Annotated in this window: 17 protein-coding genes and 1 pseudogene; 4 read left to right on the plus strand and 14 right to left on the minus strand. The window is 72.7% G+C overall.

Annotated features, from left to right (window positions below):
* Both ABD236_RS31405 and ABD236_RS31410 read right to left on the minus strand, forming a co-directional pair.
* Window positions 1-210 (minus strand): annotated as a pseudogene (locus ABD236_RS31405) (hypothetical protein); the annotation flags it as partial.
* Between the two features lie 52 nt (window positions 211-262).
* The gene (locus ABD236_RS31410) at window positions 263-457 is read right to left on the minus strand and encodes a DUF3046 domain-containing protein (protein WP_344079788.1); all 195 of its coding nucleotides are present in this window, start codon (window positions 455-457) and stop codon (window positions 263-265) included.
* Window positions 458-536: 79 nt separating this feature from the next.
* Here ABD236_RS31410 and ABD236_RS31415 point away from each other — a divergent pair, with 79 nt between their 5' ends.
* A complete protein-coding gene (locus ABD236_RS31415) occupies window positions 537-1,487 on the plus strand; it encodes a hypothetical protein (protein WP_344079790.1) in 951 nt (316 codons plus the stop codon).
* 31 nt (window positions 1,488-1,518) lie between these two features.
* Here ABD236_RS31415 and ABD236_RS31420 read toward each other — a convergent pair whose 3' ends face one another.
* Genes ABD236_RS31420 through ABD236_RS31430 form a run of 3 tightly spaced genes read right to left on the minus strand, consistent with a single transcriptional unit; the run spans window position 1,519 to window position 3,624 of the window.
* On the minus strand, window positions 1,519-1,827 hold the full coding sequence (locus ABD236_RS31420) for an AzlD domain-containing protein (protein WP_344079792.1): 309 nt from the start codon (window positions 1,825-1,827) through the stop codon (window positions 1,519-1,521).
* Window positions 1,824-2,759: an AzlC family ABC transporter permease gene (locus ABD236_RS31425; protein WP_344079795.1), complete on the minus strand. Its 936-nt coding sequence runs from the start codon at window positions 2,757-2,759 to the stop codon at window positions 1,824-1,826. Before ABD236_RS31425 ends, ABD236_RS31420 begins: the two co-directional genes overlap by 4 nt.
* 10 nt (window positions 2,760-2,769) lie before the next feature.
* Window positions 2,770-3,624: an AraC family transcriptional regulator gene (locus tag ABD236_RS31430; RefSeq protein WP_344079798.1), complete on the minus strand. Its 855-nt coding sequence runs from the start codon at window positions 3,622-3,624 to the stop codon at window positions 2,770-2,772.
* Window positions 3,625-3,680: 56 nt separating this feature from the next.
* Here ABD236_RS31430 and ABD236_RS31435 point away from each other — a divergent pair, with 56 nt between their 5' ends.
* The 3 genes from ABD236_RS31435 (at window position 3,681) to ABD236_RS31445 (ending at window position 10,459) form a co-directional block, all read left to right on the plus strand.
* Window positions 3,681-8,330, plus strand: coding sequence for an ATP-dependent helicase (locus ABD236_RS31435; protein WP_344079801.1), 4,650 nt, complete (start codon window positions 3,681-3,683; stop codon window positions 8,328-8,330).
* A 464-nt stretch (window positions 8,331-8,794) separates the two neighbouring features.
* Window positions 8,795-9,589: an Fpg/Nei family DNA glycosylase gene (locus ABD236_RS31440; protein WP_344079804.1), complete on the plus strand. Its 795-nt coding sequence runs from the start codon at window positions 8,795-8,797 to the stop codon at window positions 9,587-9,589.
* Between the two features lie 105 nt (window positions 9,590-9,694).
* Entirely contained in the window at window positions 9,695-10,459 is a 765-nt protein-coding gene (locus ABD236_RS31445) for an SDR family NAD(P)-dependent oxidoreductase (RefSeq protein ID WP_344079807.1), read from the plus strand.
* On the opposite strand, the gene ABD236_RS31450 is transcribed toward ABD236_RS31445, so the two are convergent.
* From ABD236_RS31450 to ABD236_RS31490, 9 genes are all read right to left on the minus strand, one after another.
* The gene (locus tag ABD236_RS31450) at window positions 10,407-10,622 is read right to left on the minus strand and encodes a hypothetical protein (RefSeq protein WP_344079843.1); all 216 of its coding nucleotides are present in this window, start codon (window positions 10,620-10,622) and stop codon (window positions 10,407-10,409) included. The two genes, ABD236_RS31445 and ABD236_RS31450, sit on opposite strands and share 53 nt — an antisense overlap.
* A gap of 267 nt (window positions 10,623-10,889) precedes the next feature.
* A complete protein-coding gene (locus ABD236_RS31455) occupies window positions 10,890-11,360 on the minus strand; it encodes a Dps family protein (RefSeq protein ID WP_344079810.1) in 471 nt (156 codons plus the stop codon).
* A gap of 186 nt (window positions 11,361-11,546) precedes the next feature.
* Window positions 11,547-11,930 (minus strand): helix-turn-helix domain-containing protein, encoded by a 384-nt coding sequence (locus ABD236_RS31460; protein ID WP_067165033.1) that lies wholly within the window; start codon window positions 11,928-11,930, stop codon window positions 11,547-11,549.
* A 109-nt stretch (window positions 11,931-12,039) separates the two neighbouring features.
* Entirely contained in the window at window positions 12,040-12,549 is a 510-nt protein-coding gene (locus tag ABD236_RS31465; protein WP_344079815.1) for a CinA family protein, read from the minus strand.
* A complete protein-coding gene (pgsA, locus tag ABD236_RS31470) occupies window positions 12,546-13,235 on the minus strand; it encodes a CDP-diacylglycerol--glycerol-3-phosphate 3-phosphatidyltransferase (RefSeq protein ID WP_344079818.1) in 690 nt (229 codons plus the stop codon). The genes ABD236_RS31465 and pgsA overlap by 4 nt, the downstream gene beginning before the upstream one ends.
* The gene (gene rimO / locus ABD236_RS31475; RefSeq protein ID WP_344079822.1) at window positions 13,232-14,707 is read right to left on the minus strand and encodes a 30S ribosomal protein S12 methylthiotransferase RimO; all 1,476 of its coding nucleotides are present in this window, start codon (window positions 14,705-14,707) and stop codon (window positions 13,232-13,234) included. The genes pgsA and rimO overlap by 4 nt, the downstream gene beginning before the upstream one ends.
* Window positions 14,708-14,801: 94 nt before the next feature.
* Window positions 14,802-15,668, minus strand: a complete 867-nt coding sequence (locus tag ABD236_RS31480; RefSeq protein WP_344079825.1) for a helix-turn-helix domain-containing protein — start codon at window positions 15,666-15,668, stop codon at window positions 14,802-14,804.
* Window positions 15,669-15,923: 255 nt separating this feature from the next.
* Window positions 15,924-18,743: a DNA translocase FtsK gene (locus ABD236_RS31485; RefSeq protein ID WP_344079828.1), complete on the minus strand. Its 2,820-nt coding sequence runs from the start codon at window positions 18,741-18,743 to the stop codon at window positions 15,924-15,926.
* A 188-nt stretch (window positions 18,744-18,931) separates the two neighbouring features.
* Entirely contained in the window at window positions 18,932-19,612 is a 681-nt protein-coding gene (locus tag ABD236_RS31490; protein WP_344079831.1) for a response regulator, read from the minus strand.
* Window positions 19,613-19,704 lie beyond the last annotated feature (92 nt).

Consider the following 19,704-nt stretch of genomic DNA (forward strand, 5'->3'; position numbering starts at 1 on the left):
GGACGGGATCTCGCCCGCCCCCGTGTGCGGGGCCGCGCCGCCGTGTCCGCCGGCCGTCGCGGCCGGGCCGCCGCCCTCGGGCAGGCGCACGCCGCCGTCGGAGCGCGGCTCGCCCTCGGGACGGGGTGCGGCCTCGGGCAGGCGGTCGTTCCCGGCCGGGCGGTCGCCCTGGCGGTCTGTCTGGGTGTCGCTCTCGTCAGTGGGTGCCACGCAGCAAGTCTCGCCCATGCCTCGGACAGCGCGGGCCCTCAGTCCCGGATCGTCACCGCTTGTGCGCGGGCACGTCCATGGCGGTGCACACGGCCCGCCAGACGTCCTTGGTCTCCCAGCCCGCGTCGAGCGCCTCGTGCACGGTGCGCCCGCCGAGCTCGGTCATCACATGGTCGCGCGCGAAGGAGTCGGCGTAGGCGGCGCCGAAGTGGTCGGCCATCCGCTCCCAGAAAATCGTCAACCGCATGACACCAGTATCCCGCCCCTGAGAGTGCAGCCGAGGCCGTCGGGCTTGTCTGCGGCGCTGCGCACCCTACGGTCGGACCATGGCCGGATCCGGAACATCACCCGAGACTGTCCGCACGTCCCGCGCGCCTCTCACGCCGCTCGCCCGAGCCGAGCGCTTCGTCTGGCTGACGGCCCGTGTGCTGGAGCAGCGGCGGTTCACGTACCACTTCCTCGGCGGCGGCGCCGACCCGGTGGAGACCGCGCTCGCCGCCTACCAGAACGCCGACGGGGGCTACGGGCACGCGCTGGAGCCCGATCTGCGCGGCCCCGTCAGCCAGCCGCTGCACACCGCGCACGCGTTGCGCGTCCTGGACTCCGTGGGCCGGGTGAGCGGCCGGCGCACCGAGCGGATCTGCGGCTATCTGACGTCGGTCTCCACGCAGGACGGCGCCCTGCCCGCGCTGCACCCCTCGGCGCGCGGCTATCCCGTGGCGCCGTTCGTGCGGATCGTCGACGACCCGCCCAGCGAGCTGCTGGCCACCGGCCCGGTGTTGGGGCTGCTCCACCGCAACCAGGTGTGGCACGCCTGGCTCTTCCGGGCCACGGACTTCTGCTGGGCCGCCGTCGACGCGCTGGAGAAGTCGCATCCGTACGAGATCGAGGCGGCCATCGCCTTTCTGGACGGGGTGCCGGACCGCGCGCGTGCCGAGGCGGCGGCGGACCGGCTCGGGCGGCTGGTGCGCGAGCAGCGGCTCGCGGTGCTCGATCCGGACCGGCTCGGGGACTTTCCGGTCGCCCCCGGTTACGCCCCGGCCGAGCATCACTTTCCGCACGACTACGCGCGCGTGCCGGGATCGCTGGCCCGCCGCTGGTTCACGGACGAGGAGATGGCCCGCTCGCTCGACCACCTCGCGGCCGTGCAGCGGGAGGACGGGGGGTGGCCCATCCACTGGTCCGAGTGGGCGCCGGGCACGGCTCTGGAGTGGCGGCCGATCGTGACGATCGAGGCGCTGCGGACGCTGCGGGCGTACGGCCGCGCGATCGGCTGAGGCCAGGGGCGGCGGGCGCCGGGCGGCCAAGTCAGCCGCCCAGGGCCCGTACCCCCGCCGTCACCAGTACGGCGGCGGCGACGATCACCAGGAAGGGGGCACGCAGCATCAGGGCGACGGCTGCGGCCGCGAGGCCCGCGCCCCTGGCGTCGAGCACGAGGTCACGGCCGCTGCTGAAGGTCTGCTGGGCGGTGAGGGCGGCCAGCAGGGCCACGGGCAGCAGTGCGGCGAGCCGTCGCACCAGGGGCCGCTCCAGTGCCCCGGCGGGGACGAGGAGGCCGAGGAGCTTGACCAGGTAGCAGCCGACGGCGGTGGCGGCGATGGCGATCCAGACGTTCAACGCCCCGCTCCCTTCTCGAAGTTCCCGTCGGCCGACTCGGACTTCGTCCGGCCCCGCGTGGTGTTCTCGTGGCGGGTCGTACGGGTCTCACTGCTCTCCGCAGGGATCTCGCGGCTTGTCGTACGACCGTCCGTACGCGCCTCACGGCCCTTCGCCGCGTTCGCGCGCCCCTTCAGGAACAGCACGAGGGGTGCGGCGAGCGCGGCCATCAGGACCGGCACCCCGGCGGGCAGCACCGGCAGGGAGCCCAGGGCCAGCAGGACCGCGAGCCCGGCGGTGATCCGTTCGGTGGCGGTGGTGAGCATCGGCGCGAGCAGCGCCAGGAAGACGGCCGGGCTCGCCGCGTCCAGCCCCCACGCGTCCGTGTCGCCGATCGCCTCCGCGCCGATGGCTCCGGCGAGGGTCGTCAGGTTCCACAGCACGTAGAGCGTGAGTCCGGTGACGGTGAAGCCGATCCGTGCGGCCCGCCGGGTGGGCTGGGCGAGGGTCACGGCGGTCGTCTCGTCGATCACCCACTGGGCGGCGAAGGGCCGCACCGCGCGCGGGAGTGCGAGCAGCTGCGACAGCCGCAGCCCGTAGAAGGCGTTGCGTACGCCCAGGAAGAAGGCTCCGGCCGCCGCCGTGAACGGGTTGCCGCCCGCCGCGAGCGCGCCCACCAGGGCGAACTGGGAGGCGCCGGTGAAGACGAGGAGGCTGAGCGCGCACGTCTGAAGAAGTGTGAGTCCCGAGCCCGCCGAGGTCACGCCGAAGGCGAAGCCGGAGAGCCCGACGGCTATGCCGACGCCGAGGGCGTCCCGGACGACGGCGGAGTCGGGCTTGTCCTCGCCCTCGCGCGCGAGGGTCGGCTCCGGACGGGTGCCTGGTACGGGGGTGCTGACCGGGACCTCGTCCTCGGGGCGTATTTCTGGGGGTGCTGACTGTTCTGCTGCCACGTCCGGGACGTTACGTGGGCGGGGTTCCCGCGTTCTTGTACGTTCTTGCGCGCTCTCTGCGGTACACGCCCGGCGTCACGCCCACGATGCGGGTGAAGTGGCGGTTGAGGTGCGGCTGGTCGGTGAAGCCGACGGCCACGGCCGCCTCGGCGGGCGCGGTGCCGGCCTCCAGGAGCAGCCGGGCCCGGCGGACGCGTTCGCCGGTGAGCCAGGTGTGCGGGGGCAGTCCGTAGGCACTCTTGAAGGCCCGCAGCAGGGCGAACGGGCTGGTCCCGAGGTCGTGGGCGAGCTGTTCCAGCGAGGGCGGGTCGGCGAGCCGCTGCTCCAGGAGGGTGCGGGCGGCCGCGGCCGTTCGGGCGCCCGCCGAACCGGTGGTGCGCGCCGGGAGGGACTGGCCGTGGCGGCGGAGCAGCCGGGCGACGGCGACGCGGAACACGGTGTCGGCGGCGAGCGCGTTGCCCTGTTCGGCCGCACGGTGCACCTCCTGGATGAGCCGGGAGGTGTCCGGGTCCTCGACGATGGTCTCGGCGAACCCGACGGTGCCGCGCAGGGTGGTGACCTCGGCGGCGATGTCGGCGATCAGCTGCGACGAGGGGTAGAGCGTGGCGTACGTCCAGCCCTCGGGGACTCCGGCGTGGGCGGAGTGCGGCACCTCGGGGTTGATCATGACGACGGTGCCGGGGCGCGCCTGCAAGGTCTCGCCCGGCAGGACCACGTCCTCGATCCCGCCGCGCACCGCGCCGAAGACGAAGCCCTCGTGGCTGTGCCGGGAGAAGGAGTGGCGCACATAGCGGGCGTGGAGCAGTTCGAGGCCCGGCACCCCCGGGTACCGCCAGTGCCGTGCCCACTCCTCGGCCGCGTTCATATCCGCATTCTCGCAGCTCCGGGCCATTGTCAGTGGGTGGGTGCACGATGGTGACCATGGCAAGGACAGCGCTGGACTCCTTCTCTCCCGCGACCAGGGGCTGGTTCACGGGAGCCTTCACCGCGCCCACCGCCGCGCAGGAGGGCGCCTGGCGGGCGATCTCCGAGGGTTCGGACGTCCTGGTGGTCGCGCCGACCGGCTCGGGCAAGACCCTCGCCGCGTTCCTGGCCGCTCTGGACGGGCTGGCCGCCGCCCCGCCGCCCGCCGAGGCCAAGAAGCGCTGCCGTGTGCTGTATGTGTCGCCGCTGAAGGCGCTGGCGGTCGACGTCGAGCGCAATCTGCGCTCCCCGCTGACCGGCATCCGCCAGGAGTCGGTGCGCCTGGGGCTGCCGGAGCCGGAGGTGCGGGTCGGGATCCGCTCGGGCGACACCCCGCCCGCCGAGCGCCGCGCCATGTCCACCCGGCCGCCGGACATTCTGATCACCACTCCCGAGTCGCTGTTCCTGATGCTCACCTCGTCCGCGCGCGAGGCGCTGTCGGGCGTGGAGACGGTGATCCTGGACGAGGTGCACGCGGTGGCGGGCACCAAGCGCGGGGCGCATCTCGCCCTGTCCCTGGAGCGGTTGGACGAGCTGCTGGCGCGGCCCGCCCGCCGGATTGGGCTTTCGGCGACGGTCCGCCCGGTGGACGAGGTGGCGCGGTTCCTGTCGCCGCAGCGCAAGGTGGAGATCGTCCAGCCGCGCTCCGCCAAGGAGTTCGACCTGTCGGTGGTCGTTCCGGTGGAGGACCTGGGAGAGCTCGGCGGTGCCCCGGCCGCCGACGCCGCCGAGGGTGCGGAGAAGCCGTCCATCTGGCCGCATGTGGAGGAGCGCATCGTCGACCTGGTGCAGGCGCACCGCTCGACGATCGTCTTCGCCAACTCCCGCCGGCTGGCCGAGCGGCTGTGCAACCGGCTCAACGAGATCGCGTACGAGCGCGCCACGGCGGCCGCGCTGGAGGCGGGCGAGGCGGCCGCGCCGCTGGCGGAGGCCCACTCCCCCGCCGAGGTCATGGCCCAGTCGGGCGCGGCCAAGGGAGCGCCGCCCGTCCTCGCGCGCGCCCACCACGGCTCGGTCTCCAAGGAGCAGCGGGCGCTGGTCGAGGAGGACCTGAAGGCGGGGCGACTGCCCGCCGTGGTCGCCACGTCCAGCCTTGAACTGGGCATCGACATGGGCGCGGTGGACCTGGTGGTGCAGGTCGAGTCGCCGCCGTCGGTTGCCTCGGGCCTCCAGCGGGTGGGCCGCGCGGGCCACCAGGTGGGCGCGGTCTCCACGGGCGTGGTCTTCCCCAAGTACCGGGGCGATCTGGTCCAGTCGGCGGTGGTCACCGAGCGGATGCGGTCGGGGGCCATCGAGTCCCTGCGGATCCCGTCCAACCCGCTGGACGTGCTGGCGCAGCAACTGGTCGCCATGACGGCCCTGGACAGCTGGCAGGCGGACGACCTGCTGGCCCTGGTCCGCCGGGCGGCGCCGTTCGCCGCCCTGCCGGAGTCGGCGTTCACGGCCGTCCTGGACATGCTGGCGGGCCGCTATCCGTCCGACGCCTTCGCGGAGCTGCGCCCGCGCGTGGTGTGGGACCGCGTGGCGGGTACGGTGACGGGCCGCCCCGGCGCGCAGCGCCTCGCGGTGACGTCCGGCGGCACCATCCCCGACCGGGGGCTCTTCGGGGTCTTCCTGGCGGGCGCCGACCCCAAGAAGGGCGGCGGCCGGGTCGGGGAGCTCGACGAGGAGATGGTCTACGAGTCGCGCGTCGGCGATGTGTTCACCCTGGGCACCACGTCCTGGCGGATCGAGGACATTACCCGTGACCGCGTGCTGGTCTCCCCCGCCCCCGGTGTGCCGGGCAGGCTGCCGTTCTGGAAGGGCGACCAGCTGGGCCGCCCGCTCGAACTGGGGCGCGCGCTAGGCGCGTTCCTGCGCGAGGTCGGCTCCCTCGCCCCCGAGGACGCGCGGCTGCGCCTGCTGAGCGCGGGCCTGGACGCCTGGGCGGCGGACAACGTGATCGCTTACCTCGACGAGCAGCGCCGCGCGTGCGGCCATGTGCCCGACGACCGCACCATCCTGGTGGAGCGGTTCCGTGACGAGCTGGGCGACTGGCGGGTCGTCATCCACTCGCCCTTCGGCGCCCAGGTGCACGCGCCCTGGGCGCTGGCGCTCGGCGCCCGCCTGGCCGAGCGGTACGGGATGGACGCCCAGGTCATGCACGCCGACGACGGCATCGTGCTGCGGCTGCCGGACGCCGACCTGATGGGCTTCGACCTCCTCGACCAGGACCCGGGCCACCTGGACTCGACGTACGACAGCGAACAGGCCCCGGTGGGCGCCGCGGACGCCGTCTTCGACAAGGGGGAGATCGAGCAGATCGTCACCGATCAGGTGGGCGGCTCGGCGCTGTTCGCCGCCCGCTTCCGGGAGTGTGCGGCGCGCGCGTTGCTGCTGCCCCGGCGCAACCCCGGCAAGCGCACCCCGCTGTGGCAGCAGCGTCAGCGGGCGGCCCAGCTGCTCCAGGTGGCGAGTGAGTTCGGCTCGTTCCCGATCGTCCTGGAGGCCGTCCGCGAGTGCCTCCAGGACGTCTTCGACGTGCCGGGTCTGACCGAGCTGATGGGCGATCTGGAGGCGCGCCGGGTGCGGCTGGTCGAGGTGACCACGCCCGAGCCGTCGCCCTTCGCTCGTTCGCTGCTGTTCGGGTATGTGGCCCAGTTCCTGTACGAGGGCGACTCGCCGCTGGCCGAGCGGCGGGCCGCCGCCCTCTCGCTGGACTCCCGGCTGCTGGCCGAGCTGCTCGGCCAGGCCGAGCTGCGTGAACTCCTCGACGCGGAGGTCCTCACCGAGCTGGAGCAGGAGCTTCAGTGGCTCACCGAGGACCGCCGGATCAAGGACATGGAGGGCGTCGCCGACCTGCTGCGGGTGCTGGGGCCGCTGACCGACGAGGAGCTGGTCGCGCGCGGCGCCGAGCCCCAGTGGCCGCAGGAGCTGGCGTCCGCCCGCCGCGCCATCCGGGTCCGGCTCGGCGGCGCCGAGCACTGGGCGGCGATCGAGGACGCGGGACGGCTGCGGGACGCGCTGGGCACGGCGCTGCCGGTGGGCGTGCCCGAGGCGTTCACCGAACCCGTCAAGGACCCCCTCGGGGATCTCCTGTCGCGGTACGCGCGCACGCACGGGCCGTTCACCTCGGCCACCGCGGCTGCCCGCTTCGGCCTCGGCACGGCCGTCACCGAGGGGGCGCTTCAGCGGCTGGCGGCCAGCGGGCGGGTGGTGCAGGGCGAGTTCCATCCGGCGGGGCTCGGACAGGAGTGGTGCGACGCGACGGTGCTGCGCAGACTGCGCCGCCGCTCCCTGGCGGCGCTGCGCCACGAGCTGGAACCGGTGCCGCCCGCGGCGCTGGCCACCTTCCTGCCGCAGTGGCAGCACCTGGGGAGCAACAGTCTGCGCGGCATCGACGGGCTGGCGCGGGCCGTCGAGCAGTTGCAGGGCGCCGCCGTGCCCGCGTCCGCCCTGGAGAAGCTGGTGCTGCCCTCCCGGGTCTCCGACTACGGCCCGGGGCTGCTCGACGAGCTCACCACGACCGGCGAGGTCCTGTGGGCGGGGGCGGGGGCGCTGCCGGGCAAGGACGGCTGGGTCTCGCTGTTCGTCGCCGACGCGGCGCCGCTGCTGCTGCCCGCGCCCCATCCGCTGGAGCTCACCGCGCTGCACGAGTCGGTGCTGACCGCGCTCGCCCCTGGATACGGGCTGTTCTTCCGCCAGATCGCCGACCAGGTCCGCGCCACCACGCATCCGGAGGCGACCGAACCGCAGCTGGCCGACGCCGTATGGGATCTGGCGTGGTCGGGGCGGCTCACCAACGACACGCTCGCGCCGCTGCGGGCACTGCTGGGGTCGGGGCGCACGGCCGGGTCCACGGCGCACCGGGCCAAGCGGACCGTTCCACGCGGGCGGTACGGGACGCTGACGGCGGCCGCGCGGACCGCCTCGCGCACCGGGCCGCCGACGGTGTCGGGGCGCTGGTCCCTGCTGCCCGCCCGCGAGCCGGATCCCACGCTCCGGGCGCACGCCCTGGCCCGGACGCTCCTCGACCGCCATGGTGTGGTCACCCGGGGCGCGGTCGCGGCCGAAGGGGTCGAGGGCGGCTTCTCGGCGACGTACCGGATCCTCGCCGCGTTCGAGGACAGCGGGCAGGCGCGGCGCGGCTATGTGGTCGAGGGGCTGGGCGCGGCCCAGTTCGCGATGGACGGGGCGGTGGACCGGCTGCGGGCGGCGGCCACCGCGCGCGACCGCGCGGAGGCGCGTCCGACGCCGCGCGGTGTGGTGCTGGCGGCCGCGGATCCCGCGAACGCCTTCGGGGCGGCGCTTCCCTGGCCCGAGCCGCCGTCCGGGGCCGGGCACAAGCCGGGCCGCAAGGCCGGGTCGATGGTGGTCCTGGTCGACGGCTCGCTCGCGCTCTACATGGAGCGTGGCGGCAAGTCACTGCTGGTATGGCCCTGTGAGCCCGATGATCCGGCGCTGCTGGCGGCGGTGGAGGCGTTGGCGGGGGCGGCGCGGGCGGGGCGGTTGGGGACGGTGACGGTGGAGCGGGTCAATGGTGAGGCGGCGCTGACGTCACCGCTGGCTCGGGCGCTGGAGGGGGCGGGGTTCGTGGCGACGCCACGGGGGTTGCGATTGCGGCCTTGAGCCCCGCCCCGCCCCACCCCTTCCCTGAACCCTCCGGGGGTCCCGGAGGGGGGCCGCGCCCCCTCCGACCCCAGCGGGGCCTGCGGCCCCTGCACCCCGCTTCGGGGCTCCGCCCCGGGCCCCCGTTTGTCCGCAGGCCGGTGGCCGGTTGCTCGCGCAGTTCCCCGCGCCCCTGAAAACCTGTGGCTGAGCTGGAGACTCTGGCTACGGCCCCCTGCACAAGGGGCGCGGGGAACTGCGCGACCAGCCACACACAACCCGCAGACGACCACGCCCCCGGAAACGGGACGGCCACCCCCGACCCACCCGCAGAGAGCACGTACCCCCAGGGTTCAACGAACGGGACGGACCCCCGCCCCACCCGCAGACGACCTCATACCCAGGGTTCAAGGATCGGGACGGCCACCCCGCCCCACCCGCAGACAAACACCCGCCCCCCCCGGAAGGCCCGGCACAATGGCCTCATGCCCGAAGGAGACACCGTCTGGCAGGCCGCCCGGCGGCTCGACCGCGCGCTCGGTGGACATGAGCTGACCCGGTCGGATCTGCGCGTGCCCCGGTTCGCGACCGCCGACCTCACGGGGCGGACCGTGCTGGACGTCACCCCGCGCGGCAAACACCTGCTCGCCCGGATCGAGGGCGGCCTCACCCTCCACTCGCATCTGCGGATGGAGGGGACCTGGCGGATCTTCGCGCCCGGCGAGCGCTGGCGCGGGGGCCGCAGCGACCAGATCCGGGCGATCCTGGGCACCGCCGAGCACACCGCCGTCGGCTACCGCCTGCCCGTACTCGAACTGCTCCGCACCCGCGACGAGCACCGCGTCGTCGGCCACCTCGGCCCCGATCTGCTCGGCCCCGACTGGGACCCGGAGGCCGCCCTGCACAACCTCCTCCAGGACCCCGCCCGCCCGCTCGGCGAAGCCCTGCTCGACCAGCGCAATCTGGCGGGCATCGGCAATGTCTACAAGTCGGAGATCTGCTTCGCCGTCCGGGCCGTGCCCTGGCTGCCCGTGGGCGAGCTCACCGATCCCGCCCGGGTCGTCGCCGCCGCCAAGAAGATCCTGGAGGCGAACCGGGAGCGCCCGTCCCGGCAGGTGTACGTGTACGGGCGCGGCGGGCGGCCCTGCCCCCGCTGCGGTACCGCGCTGCGCACCACCACCCTGCGCGACCCCGCCGGCAGCGAGCGCCCCACCTACTGGTGCCCCCGGTGTCAGCCCAGCCCTCCGGTCCCCGGCCACTCGGGACCCGAGGGGAGCTGAACCGGAGGGAGGTCTCACACGGCCCCGAAAGAGTGACAGCGCACTTCGACGGTTTACCCAGCACGCCAGTTGACGGCTCGTCAGATCCGCCCGTACGGTCCCCGCATGCCCCTCTCGGCGTACGACCTCAGCGATCGCACCTCCTTCGTGACGGGCGCCGCCGGCGGTATCGGGCGGGCCAGCGCCGTCCTGCTGGCGGAGGCGGGCGCGGCCGTGCACTGCGCCGACGTCGACGAGCTGGGTCTGCGCGGCACCCAGGAGCTGATCGCCAAGGCGGGCGGCACCGCGTACACCCATCTGCTCGATGTGACCGATCGCACCCATCTGCGCGCGGCCGTCCGGGCCGCCGGCCGCGTCGATGTGCTGGCCGCGGTCGCCGGGATCATGCACTCCAGCACGGTCCTCGACACCGACGACGCCGATCTCGACCGGGTTCTCGCGGTGAACTTCAAGGGCGTGCTGCACTCCTGCCAGGAGGCGGCCCGAGTGATGATCGAGAACGGTACGGCGGGCAGCATCGTCACCATGGCGTCCGGAGCCGTGGATTCCGCCGGGGCCGGGCTGTTCTGCTACAGCGCCTCGAAGGCGGCCGTCGTCCAGCTGACCAAGACCCTCGCCACGGAACTCGGCCCGCACTCCATCCGCGTCAACGCCGTCGCCCCCGGCTGGGTCCGCACCCCGATGACCGAGCGCCACTCGGCCGAGCAGCAGCAGCGGATCGAGTCGACGATGGTCCGGCTCTCCCCGCTGGGGCGGGTCGGCGAGCCCGAGGACATCGCGCACACCGTGCTCTATCTCGCCTCGGACGCGTCCTCGTTCATGACGGGCCAGATCCTGCGTCCGAACGGCGGCGTCGCGATGCCGTGGTGACCGCGGGGCTCGTGACATGCACCGGCAGCAGGCTCAGACCCCAGCCGCCCGCCGCCACGGCGCCCTCCAGGAGCCCGGCCTGGTCGGGCGCTGCCAGCAGGCGCAGCACGGCCCACCACCACAGCGCCCCCACCACGAGCGCCGGCACCCATCGCACCGCCACCGCCATGGCCGCCTCCTCAGGCCGACGCTAGACCGCTCCTGCGGTTCACCGGGAGGGCGCACCGGGTGCGGCCCCGGCGCGCAGCCGACCCCACACGCCCCGCACCTACCTCGTTCCCCAGAGCCTCAGCGAGCCCCGGGCCTCAGCCACCCTCAGAACCCCAGCCGGCTCCGAAACCGCGGCCGACGCCTGAACCGCGTCGCGGACCCGAGGACCTCGGCAGCCCCAGAGGCTCACCGGCCCCCAGAGCCCCCGCACCCCCGCCCCTCACCCCGTCTCCGCCTGGAACATCCACGCGTGCTTCTCCAGGTCCGCCGTCAGCCCGATGAGCACGTCCTGGCTGACCGGGTCCGGGTCGCCGGTGGAGTCGATCCGCTCGCGCATCCTGGTGACCACCGCGCCCAGCGCGTCGACCAGGATCCGTACCGCGTCGCCGTCCTTGATCCACCCGGTGGGCACCTTGCCGATCGCGCTCGTCGACGCCACGGTCGCCGCCCGGCCGTCCGGGGTCACCCCGAGCGCCGCGGCCCGCTCGGCCACCGTGTCCGAGTGCAGTCTGGCGGTGTCGACCACCTCGTCGAGCTGGAGGTGGACGGACCGGAAGCGCGGCCCGACGACGTTCCAGTGGACCTGCTTGGCGACCAGCGCCAGGTCCACGAGGTCGACGAGGGCGCCCTGCAGGGCGTCACCCACCACCTTCAGGTCGGACTCGGACAGCGAGCTCTTCACGACAGACATGCATGGACTCCGTTCGGTGTGCGCCGGCTCCCCGCGTTCACCCACCACCTTTACAGAAAGCCCCAAATGGTGCATTCCAGGGCTTTCGCGGCGACGTACGCACTACCAGGAGGCTTTCCGGGCACAGAACGGCCCCGGCCGGTCAGCAGACCGGCCGGGGCCGTTCACAGACAGAGCCCGACAGGGTCAGGCCGCGACGACGTCCACCGCTTCCGCGGGCGCCTTGATCGTCACACGCTCGGTCGGGACGCCGGTCACCGACGTCACGGAGATCGAATTGAGCATCGGACGTACCGGTGCAGGCACCGGATCGCTCGCCGCCGCCGAGGCAGCGAGCTCGGCAAGTGCCAGCTCGTCGCTCACTTCCCGCATGAGCTCGGACATCCGTACGTCAAGCGCGTCGCAGATGGCGGAGAGCAGCTCGGAGGAAGCCTCCTTCTGCCCCCGCTCCACCTCGGAGAGATAGCCGAGTGAGACTCGGGCGGACGAGGAGACTTCGCGCAGAGTACGGCCCTGGCGCTGGCGCTGCCGACGCAGCACGTCACCCAGCAGGCGACGGAGCAGAATCATCGGTGGCTCCCTCCTCGGACCGCGTAGCCGCATCCTTCACGCCCCACCGTACCGCCTCGCGCTGCGGCCGTGCGGGGAGCGATGTCGTGTTCACTCAGGGCTGCAAACATCAATTCCCCCCGTTCTGTTCCGTATCCTGTGCCCGCGCATCCTCGCCGAGTTCACCGGAGAGCAGTTCGAGCACGCTCCGTACACTCTCCCTACGGATTTCCGCCCTGCCGCCGTTCAACCTCAAAGCGACGGTTTTCCCGGTCCCGTCCGGTCCCTCGACGGCCACATAGACCGTCCCCACGGGCTGTCCGTCCTGGGGCGTGGGCCCGGCCACTCCGGTGGTGGACAGACCCCAGTCGGCCCCCAGCATCCGCCGCACACCCCCCGCCATCTGGCGCGCGACCTCGCCGTCCACGGCTCCGCGCTCCGCCAGAAGGCTTCCGTCGACCCCCAGCACCTTCTGCTTGACGTCCGTCGCGTAGGCCGTGACGGAGCCGCGGAAACCCTGGGAGGCACCCGGCGCCTCGGTCAGTTCGGCGGCCACCAGACCGCCCGTCAGCGACTCCGCGACCGCAACCGTCTGCTCACGCTCCGTGAGCAGACGCATGATCCGCGCCGCCTCCTTCACCGCCCCGGTCCCTCCGTCGCGGCCTCGGCAGCACGCTCCGCCCGCTCTGCCGCGAGCCCCTGGCGCCTCAGTACGACCGCCTGTCGCACATAGTCGAGCCCGGTGACGAGCGTCAGCACCACGGCGAGCGCCATCACCCAGAAGCGCAGGGTCGCCAGCGGACCCGTGAGCGCCAGAACGTACATCCCCGTGGCCGTGCCCTGGGCCAGGGTCTTCAGCTTCCCGCCCCTGCTGGCGGGAATCACCCCGTGCCTGATGACCCAGAAACGCATGAGCGTGATCCCGAGTTCCCGGAACAGGATCGCCGAGGTCACCCACCACGGCAGATCGCCGAGCGAGGAGAGACAGATCAGCGCGGCACCCATGATCGCCTTGTCGGCGATCGGGTCCGCGATCTTCCCGAAGTCCGTGACCAGGTCGTACGTCCGGGCCAGATGGCCGTCGAAGATGTCCGTGATCATGGCGACGGCGAACGCGGCCCACGCCCAGGCCCGCCAGGCCGGGTCGTATCCGCCGTCCTGAAGCATCAGCACCACGAAGCCCGGCACGAGCACGAGCCGGACCATGGTGAGGATGTTCGCGATGTTCCAGAGGCTGGCCTGGTTGACGGCCGCCGCGCCCAGCTTGCCGCCGGGCGCCGGCGTCCGGCCGGTACCGCCCGCCGCGGATGCCGGGACTCCGGTCATCTGGCCGCCTCCTCAAGGACGTCGAGACTCGTCACCACCAGGTCGACGCCCTCGGCGGCGACGACCTTCGCCTCGACGATACGGCCCGGCGTCAGTCCCACGCCCTCCGTGAACCGCACTTGGCCATCGGTCTCGGGTGCCTGGTGCTCGGCGCGGCCGATCACCCCGTCCTCGCCGTCGACCGACTCGACCAGCACCCGGACGGTGTCGCCCACACGCTCCTCGGCGCGCTGGGCGGTGAGCTCCTCGGCCAGCCGCGAGAGGTGGTCGAGCCGCTCCGCGATCACCTCGGCGTCCAGCTTGTTCTCGTAGGTGACGGCCTCGGTGCCCTCCTCGTCGGAGTAGCCGAAGACGCCGATGGCGTCCAGGCGCGCGCTGGTGAGGAAGCGTTCCAGCTCCTGGAAGTCGGCCTCGGTCTCACCGGGGAAGCCGACGATGAAGTTGGAGCGCACACCGGCCAGCGGGGCCTTGGCGCGGATGGTCTCCAGGAGCTCCAGGAAGCGCTCGGTGTCGCCGAAGCGCCGCATGGCGCGCAGCACGCCGGGCGCGGAGTGCTGGAAGGACAGGTCGAAGTACGGGACGACCTTGTCGGTGGAGGTCAGCACGTCGATCAGGCCCGGCCGCATCTCGGCGGGCTGGAGGTAGCTGACGCGTACGCGCTCAATGCCCTCGACGGCTGCGAGCTCGGGCAGCAGCGTCTCCAGGAGGCGGATGTCGCCGAGGTCCTTGCCGTACGAGGTGTTGTTCTCGGAGACCAGCATGATCTCCTTGACGCCCTGCTCGGCCAGCCAGCGCGTCTCGCCCAGCACGTCCGAGGGGCGGCGCGAGATGAAGGAGCCACGGAAGGACGGGATGGCGCAGAAGGAGCAGCGGCGGTCGCAGCCGGAGGCCAGCTTCACCGAGGCGACCGGGCTGGTGTCCAGCCGGCGGCGCAGCGGGGCGCGCGGGCCGGAGGCGGGCGCCACGCCCTCGGGCAGGTCCTCGGGGGCGCTCTCCTGGGCCTCCTGCGCGTGGCCGGGCAGCGCCACGGCGGCGCCCTGGCGCTCGACGGGGCTCAGCGGCAGCAGCTTGCGCCGGTCGCGCGGGGTGTGCGCCTCCACGCTCCCACCGCTGAGGATGGTCTGGAGCCGGTTGGAGATATCGGAGTAGTCGTCGAAGCCGAGCACGCCGTCGGCCTCGGGGAGGGCGTCGGCGAGCTCCTTGCCGTACCGCTCGGCCATACAGCCGACCGCGACCACGGCCTGGGTCCTGCCGTGATCCTTGAGATCGTTGGCTTCGAGGAGGGCGTCGACGGAGTCCTTCTTGGCGGCTTCGACGAACCCACAGGTGTTGACGACGGCGACATCGGCGTCCGAGGCGTCCTCGACGAGCTCCCAGCCGTCCGCTGCCAAGCGGCCTGCAAGCTCCTCCGAGTCCACCTCGTTACGGGCGCAGCCGAGAGTGACAAGGGCGACGGTACGGCGTTCGGGCATGGACTCAAGACTACTTTGTCCCGGCCCGCGTCCCCGCCCCGAGGGTTGATCAAGGAAACGGGGGCGGTACGGGGCCGGGGCCGCGGCGGGCCGGTCAGCCGACGACCGGGTCGCCCTTGGTGTAGGTCAGCCGCTCGACCTGGCCGTCACCGAACTGGTCCTCGACCTTCTTGCCGTTGACGTAGAGCTCGATCGCCCCGGCGTTGCCCAGGATCAGATCGATCTTCTCGCCGTCCACGAAGGTCTTTGACTCGCCCTTCTCCAGGAGGCCGTCGTAGAGCACCTGGCCGTTGTGCGCCTTGGCGGAGATCCAGCTCTTGTCGGAGATGGCGCTCAGCTTGACCGTGACCTTGTCCTGCGGGGCCGCGGCGATGGCGCTGTCGGAGGGGGCGGGCGGCTTGGGCGCGGCGGGCGGCACGCTGGGGGGCGGCTTGGGGCTGGGGCTCTGCTGGTGCGTCTGGGTCGGGCCCTCGGCGACCTGGGCGCCCTTGCCCTTGGAGTCGCCGCTGCCGCTGAACATGGTGAAGCCGACGAAGCCGACGACCACCACGATCGCGGCGACCATGGCCGCGGTCCAGTTCGGCCGGCGCCGCTCGGGCCTGATCCGCTCGGCCTCGAACATGGGCGCGGCGGGGGTGGGCGCGGGGCGGCCGCCATGGTCGGCGTCGTACCGCTCGACCAGGGGTTCGGGGTCCAGGTGGACGGCGCGGGCCACCGTGCGGATGTGTCCGCGCGCGTACACGTCGCCGCCGCAGCGGGAGAAGTCGTCCTCCTCCAGGCCATGGACGATCGGGATGCGCACTCTCGTGATCGAACTGACCTCGTCGACGGTCAGTCCTGCCGCGATACGGGCCTGCTTGAGCGCGTGGCCGATCGTCGGCCGGTCGTCGTCAGCAAAGGAGGGCCGGTCGTCGTCGCCGAGGGAAGGCCGGTCGTCTTCGGGGGAGTTGCCGATGGACACGGGGGCGCCTTTCGAGCGTGAGCCACCTGCTGGGTGTTCAGTCTAGGGGGGGTACGAAAGGGTGGGGCAACCGGGAGGGTGGAGTTTGTACGCCATAGGAATGGCCTCCTCCCTTCCTCCTAACGGGTCAGGAGGGGGGCATGTTCCTGGTCTTCCCCCAACTGGACGTACGACCGGGGGAAACGGTTGCCCCACCCTCCCTTCCGTGTGCTCCATTCAGCCGCCTGAGTGACCCTTTCGGCCCGCCCCGGGCCATCAGGGAGCCTCCCCGCGGATCACCGCCAGCACACCGTCGAGTTCGTCCGGCTTGACCAGGACGTCACGCGCCTTGGAGCCCTCGCTGGGGCCGACGATTCCGCGCGATTCCATCAGGTCCATCAGCCGGCCCGCCTTGGCGAAGCCGACCCGCAGCTTGCGCTGGAGCATCGAGGTCGACCCGAACTGGGTGGAGACGACCAGCTCGGCGGCCTGGCAGAGCAGATCGAGGTCGTCGCCGATCTCCTCGTCGATCTCCTTCTTCTGCTTCTGACCGACCGTGACGTCCTCGCGGAAGACCGGCGCCATCTGGTCCTTGCAGTGCTGGACGATCGCCTGGATCTCGTCCTCGGTGACGAAGGCGCCCTGGAGGCGGGTCGGCTTGTTCGCGCCCATCGGCAGGAACAGTCCGTCACCCTTTCCGATGAGCTTCTCGGCGCCGGGCTGGTCGAGGATGACGCGGCTGTCGGCGAGCGAGGAGGTGGCGAAGGCGAGCCTGGACGGCACGTTCGCCTTGATCAGACCGGTCACCACGTCGACGGACGGCCGCTGGGTGGCGAGGACGAGATGGATGCCGGCGGCGCGGGCCAGCTGGGTGATGCGCACGATCGCGTCCTCGACGTCACGCGGCGCCACCATCATCAGGTCCGCGAGCTCGTCGACGATCACCAGCAGATACGGGTACGGGGTGAGCTCCCGCTCGCTGCCCTCGGGCAGTTTGACCTTGCCGTTGCGGATCGCCTCGTTGAAGTCGTCGATATGGCGGAAACCGAACGCCGCCAGGTCGTCGTAGCGCAGGTCCATCTCGCGCACGACCCACTGGAGCGCCTCGGCGGCCCGCTTGGGGTTGGTGATGATCGGCGTGATCAGATGCGGAATGCCCTCGTAGGCGGTGAGTTCGACGCGCTTGGGGTCGACCAGCACCATCCGTACGTCCTCCGGGGTGGCCCGCACCATGACCGAGGTGATCAGGCAGTTGATGCAGGACGACTTGCCGGAGCCGGTCGCGCCGGCCACCAGGACGTGCGGCATCTTCGCCAGATTGGCCATCACATAGCCGCCCTCGACGTCCTTGCCGAGCGCGACGAGCATCGGGTGGTCGTCCTCGGCCGCGTCCGCGAGGCGCAGCACGTCACCGAGGTTGACCATCTCGCGGTCGGTGTTGGGGATCTCGATACCGACCGCCGACTTGCCGGGGATCGGCGAGATGATCCGGACGTCCGGGCTGGCCACGGCGTACGCGATGTTCTTGGCCAGCGCGGTGATCTTCTCGACCTTCACCGCCGGGCCGAGCTCCACCTCGTACCGGGTGACCGTCGGGCCCCGGGTGAAGCCGGTGACGGCCGCGTCGACCTTGAACTCCGTGAAGACGTTGGACAGCGCGTCCACTATGGCGTCGTTGGCGGCGCTGCGCGTCTTGCCCGGCCCGCCCCGCTCCAGCAGGTCGAGCGAGGGCAGCGCGTACGTGATGTCGCCCGCGAGCTGGAGCTGCTCGGCGCGCGCCGGCATCTCGGAGTGCTCCGGAGCCGCCTTGGTGAGGTCCGGTACGACGGCGGGGGCGCCCGGGGTCGCCTTGGGCGCCTGCTTGGCCATGTCGGGCCCGGCGGCGGGCGGCGCCTCGGCCGCGGCCGCCTCGGCGCGGGCGACGGGGACCGGGGTGGTGCCGCCGCGCTCGCGTTCGGTGGAGACGCCCTGGGTGAGGTCGGCGACGATCGGGGACGGCGGCAGGCCGTTCAGCACGGCGCCGTCCAGGGCTGCGGCCGCGGCGGCCGCCACGTCGACGGGGTCCATCGGCTGGTCGAACGCCGGTTGCATCGAGGTGCGCCGGGGCTTGCGGCGCTGGGAGAGCGCCGCCTGCTCGGCCTCGTCCTGGGCGTACTCGTCGAGGGGCGCGACTCGGCGCCCGGGCGTGCGCCGGGCGCGCGGGGCGGGCGCGGGTTCATCGGCGGCACGCCAGTCGTCCGCGTACAGCTCGTCCTCGCCGAACTCCCCCGGCAGCGGCTCGACGATGCCGAGGCGGGCGCCCAGGGCCCTCAGCCGCTGCGGGATGGCGTTGACGGGCGTGGCGGTGACCACCAGCAGCCCGAAGACGGTGAGCAGCACCAGCATCGGCACCGCGAGCACGTCGCCCATCAGGAATTCGAGGGGCTTGGAGGCGCCCCAGCCGATCAGGCCGCCCGCGTCCTGCATGGCGCTGGTGCCGTCGTCGCGGCCCGGCGAGCCACAGGCGATGTGGACCTGGCCGAGCACACCGAGCACCAGGGCGGACAGGCCGATCACGATCCGGCCGTTGGCCTCGGGCCGCTCCGGATAGAGGATCAGCCGGACCGCGATCGCGCCGAGCAGCAGCGGCACCAGCAGGTCGAGCCGGCCGAACGCACCGGTCACCAGCATCTCGACGAGGTCGCCGACCGGCCCGCGCAGATTCGACCAGGTGCCCGCGGCGACGATCAGCGCCACGCCGAGCAGCAGCAGGGCGAGCCCGTCCTTGCGGTGGGCCGGGTCGAGGCCCTTGGCGCCGCGCCCTATGCCGCGGAACATCGCCCCTACGCCATGGGCGGCGCCCAGCCAGACGGCGCGCGCCACTCGGTACACGCCCCCCGTGGGCGAAGGCACCGGCCTGGGCGCGGGCTTGGGGGCCGCCGCCTTCTTGGCGGGTGCCTTCTTGGCGGGAGCTTTCTTCGCGGGCGCGGCTGCCTTCTTCGCGGGCGCCTTCTTGGCGGGCGCTGCCGCCTTCTTGGCGGGTGCCGCGGTACGGCCGGTGCGCTTCGCGGTGCCCGCCGTGCCCTGGGAACCCTTGCCGGACGTACGTGAGGCCATGGTGCTGAGGTTACCGGTGCGGGCGGCGGTCGACACGACGCCCGGTGCTTCACCCGTTCGTGTCGTACCGAAAGACGATAGTCACGCCACCACGGGCCGTACGCGTCCGTGGGCCAGAAGCCCCCGCCGAGAGGGGGCTGACGCCTCATCAGCGCCAGGCCCCGGCGGAACGGCCGTTCGCGCGCTGCTCAGTTCTGCGAGGGCAGCGCCGCCGTGCCGCTGCCGGTGCCCGGCTCCAGGGCGTCAAGAGCCCGCCGCAGCCCGGTCAGTTTGCGCTCCAGATGGGCGGCGGTGGCCACCGCCGCCGCGTCCGCCGACTCGTCGTCCAGCTGCTTGGAGAGCGCCTCGGCCTGCTCCTCGACCGCCGCGAGCCGCGCCGACAGCTCGGCGAGCAGCCCGGCCGGCTCCTTGGGGTCGCCGGCCGCCTGGCCGCTGCCCTCCAGCTGGAGGCGCAGCAGCGCCGCCTGCTCGCGCAGCTGACAGTTCTTCATGTACAGCTCGACGAAGACCGACACCTTGGCGCGCAGCACCCAGGGGTCGAAGGGCTTGGAGATGTAGTCGACGGCTCCCGCCGCGTATCCCCGGAAGGTGTGGTGGGGGCCGTGGTTGATGGCGGTGAGGAAGATGATCGGGATGTCCCGGGTGCGCTCCCGCCGCTTGATGTGCGCGGCGGTCTCGAAACCGTCCATGCCCGGCATCTGGACGTCCAGCAGGATGACTGCGAAATCGTCCGTCAGCAGTGCTTTGAGCGCTTCCTCCCCTGACGATGCCCTCACCAGTGTCTGATCGAGCGCAGAGAGGATGGCCTCCAGCGCCAGCAGATTCTCCGGCCGGTCATCGACCAGGAGGATCTTGGCCTTCTGCACCATGGCCCGTCCTCCTCGCCCCGGCAGTGCACCGGGCGCCGCCCCAGGGGACGACTCCCTTGCGCCGCCCGTCCTTGTGCCGGTCATGGTAGCCG

The organism is Streptomyces crystallinus (assembly GCF_039521265.1).
In the GTDB taxonomy this organism is placed as follows: Bacteria; Actinomycetota; Actinomycetes; order Streptomycetales; family Streptomycetaceae; genus Streptomyces; species Streptomyces crystallinus.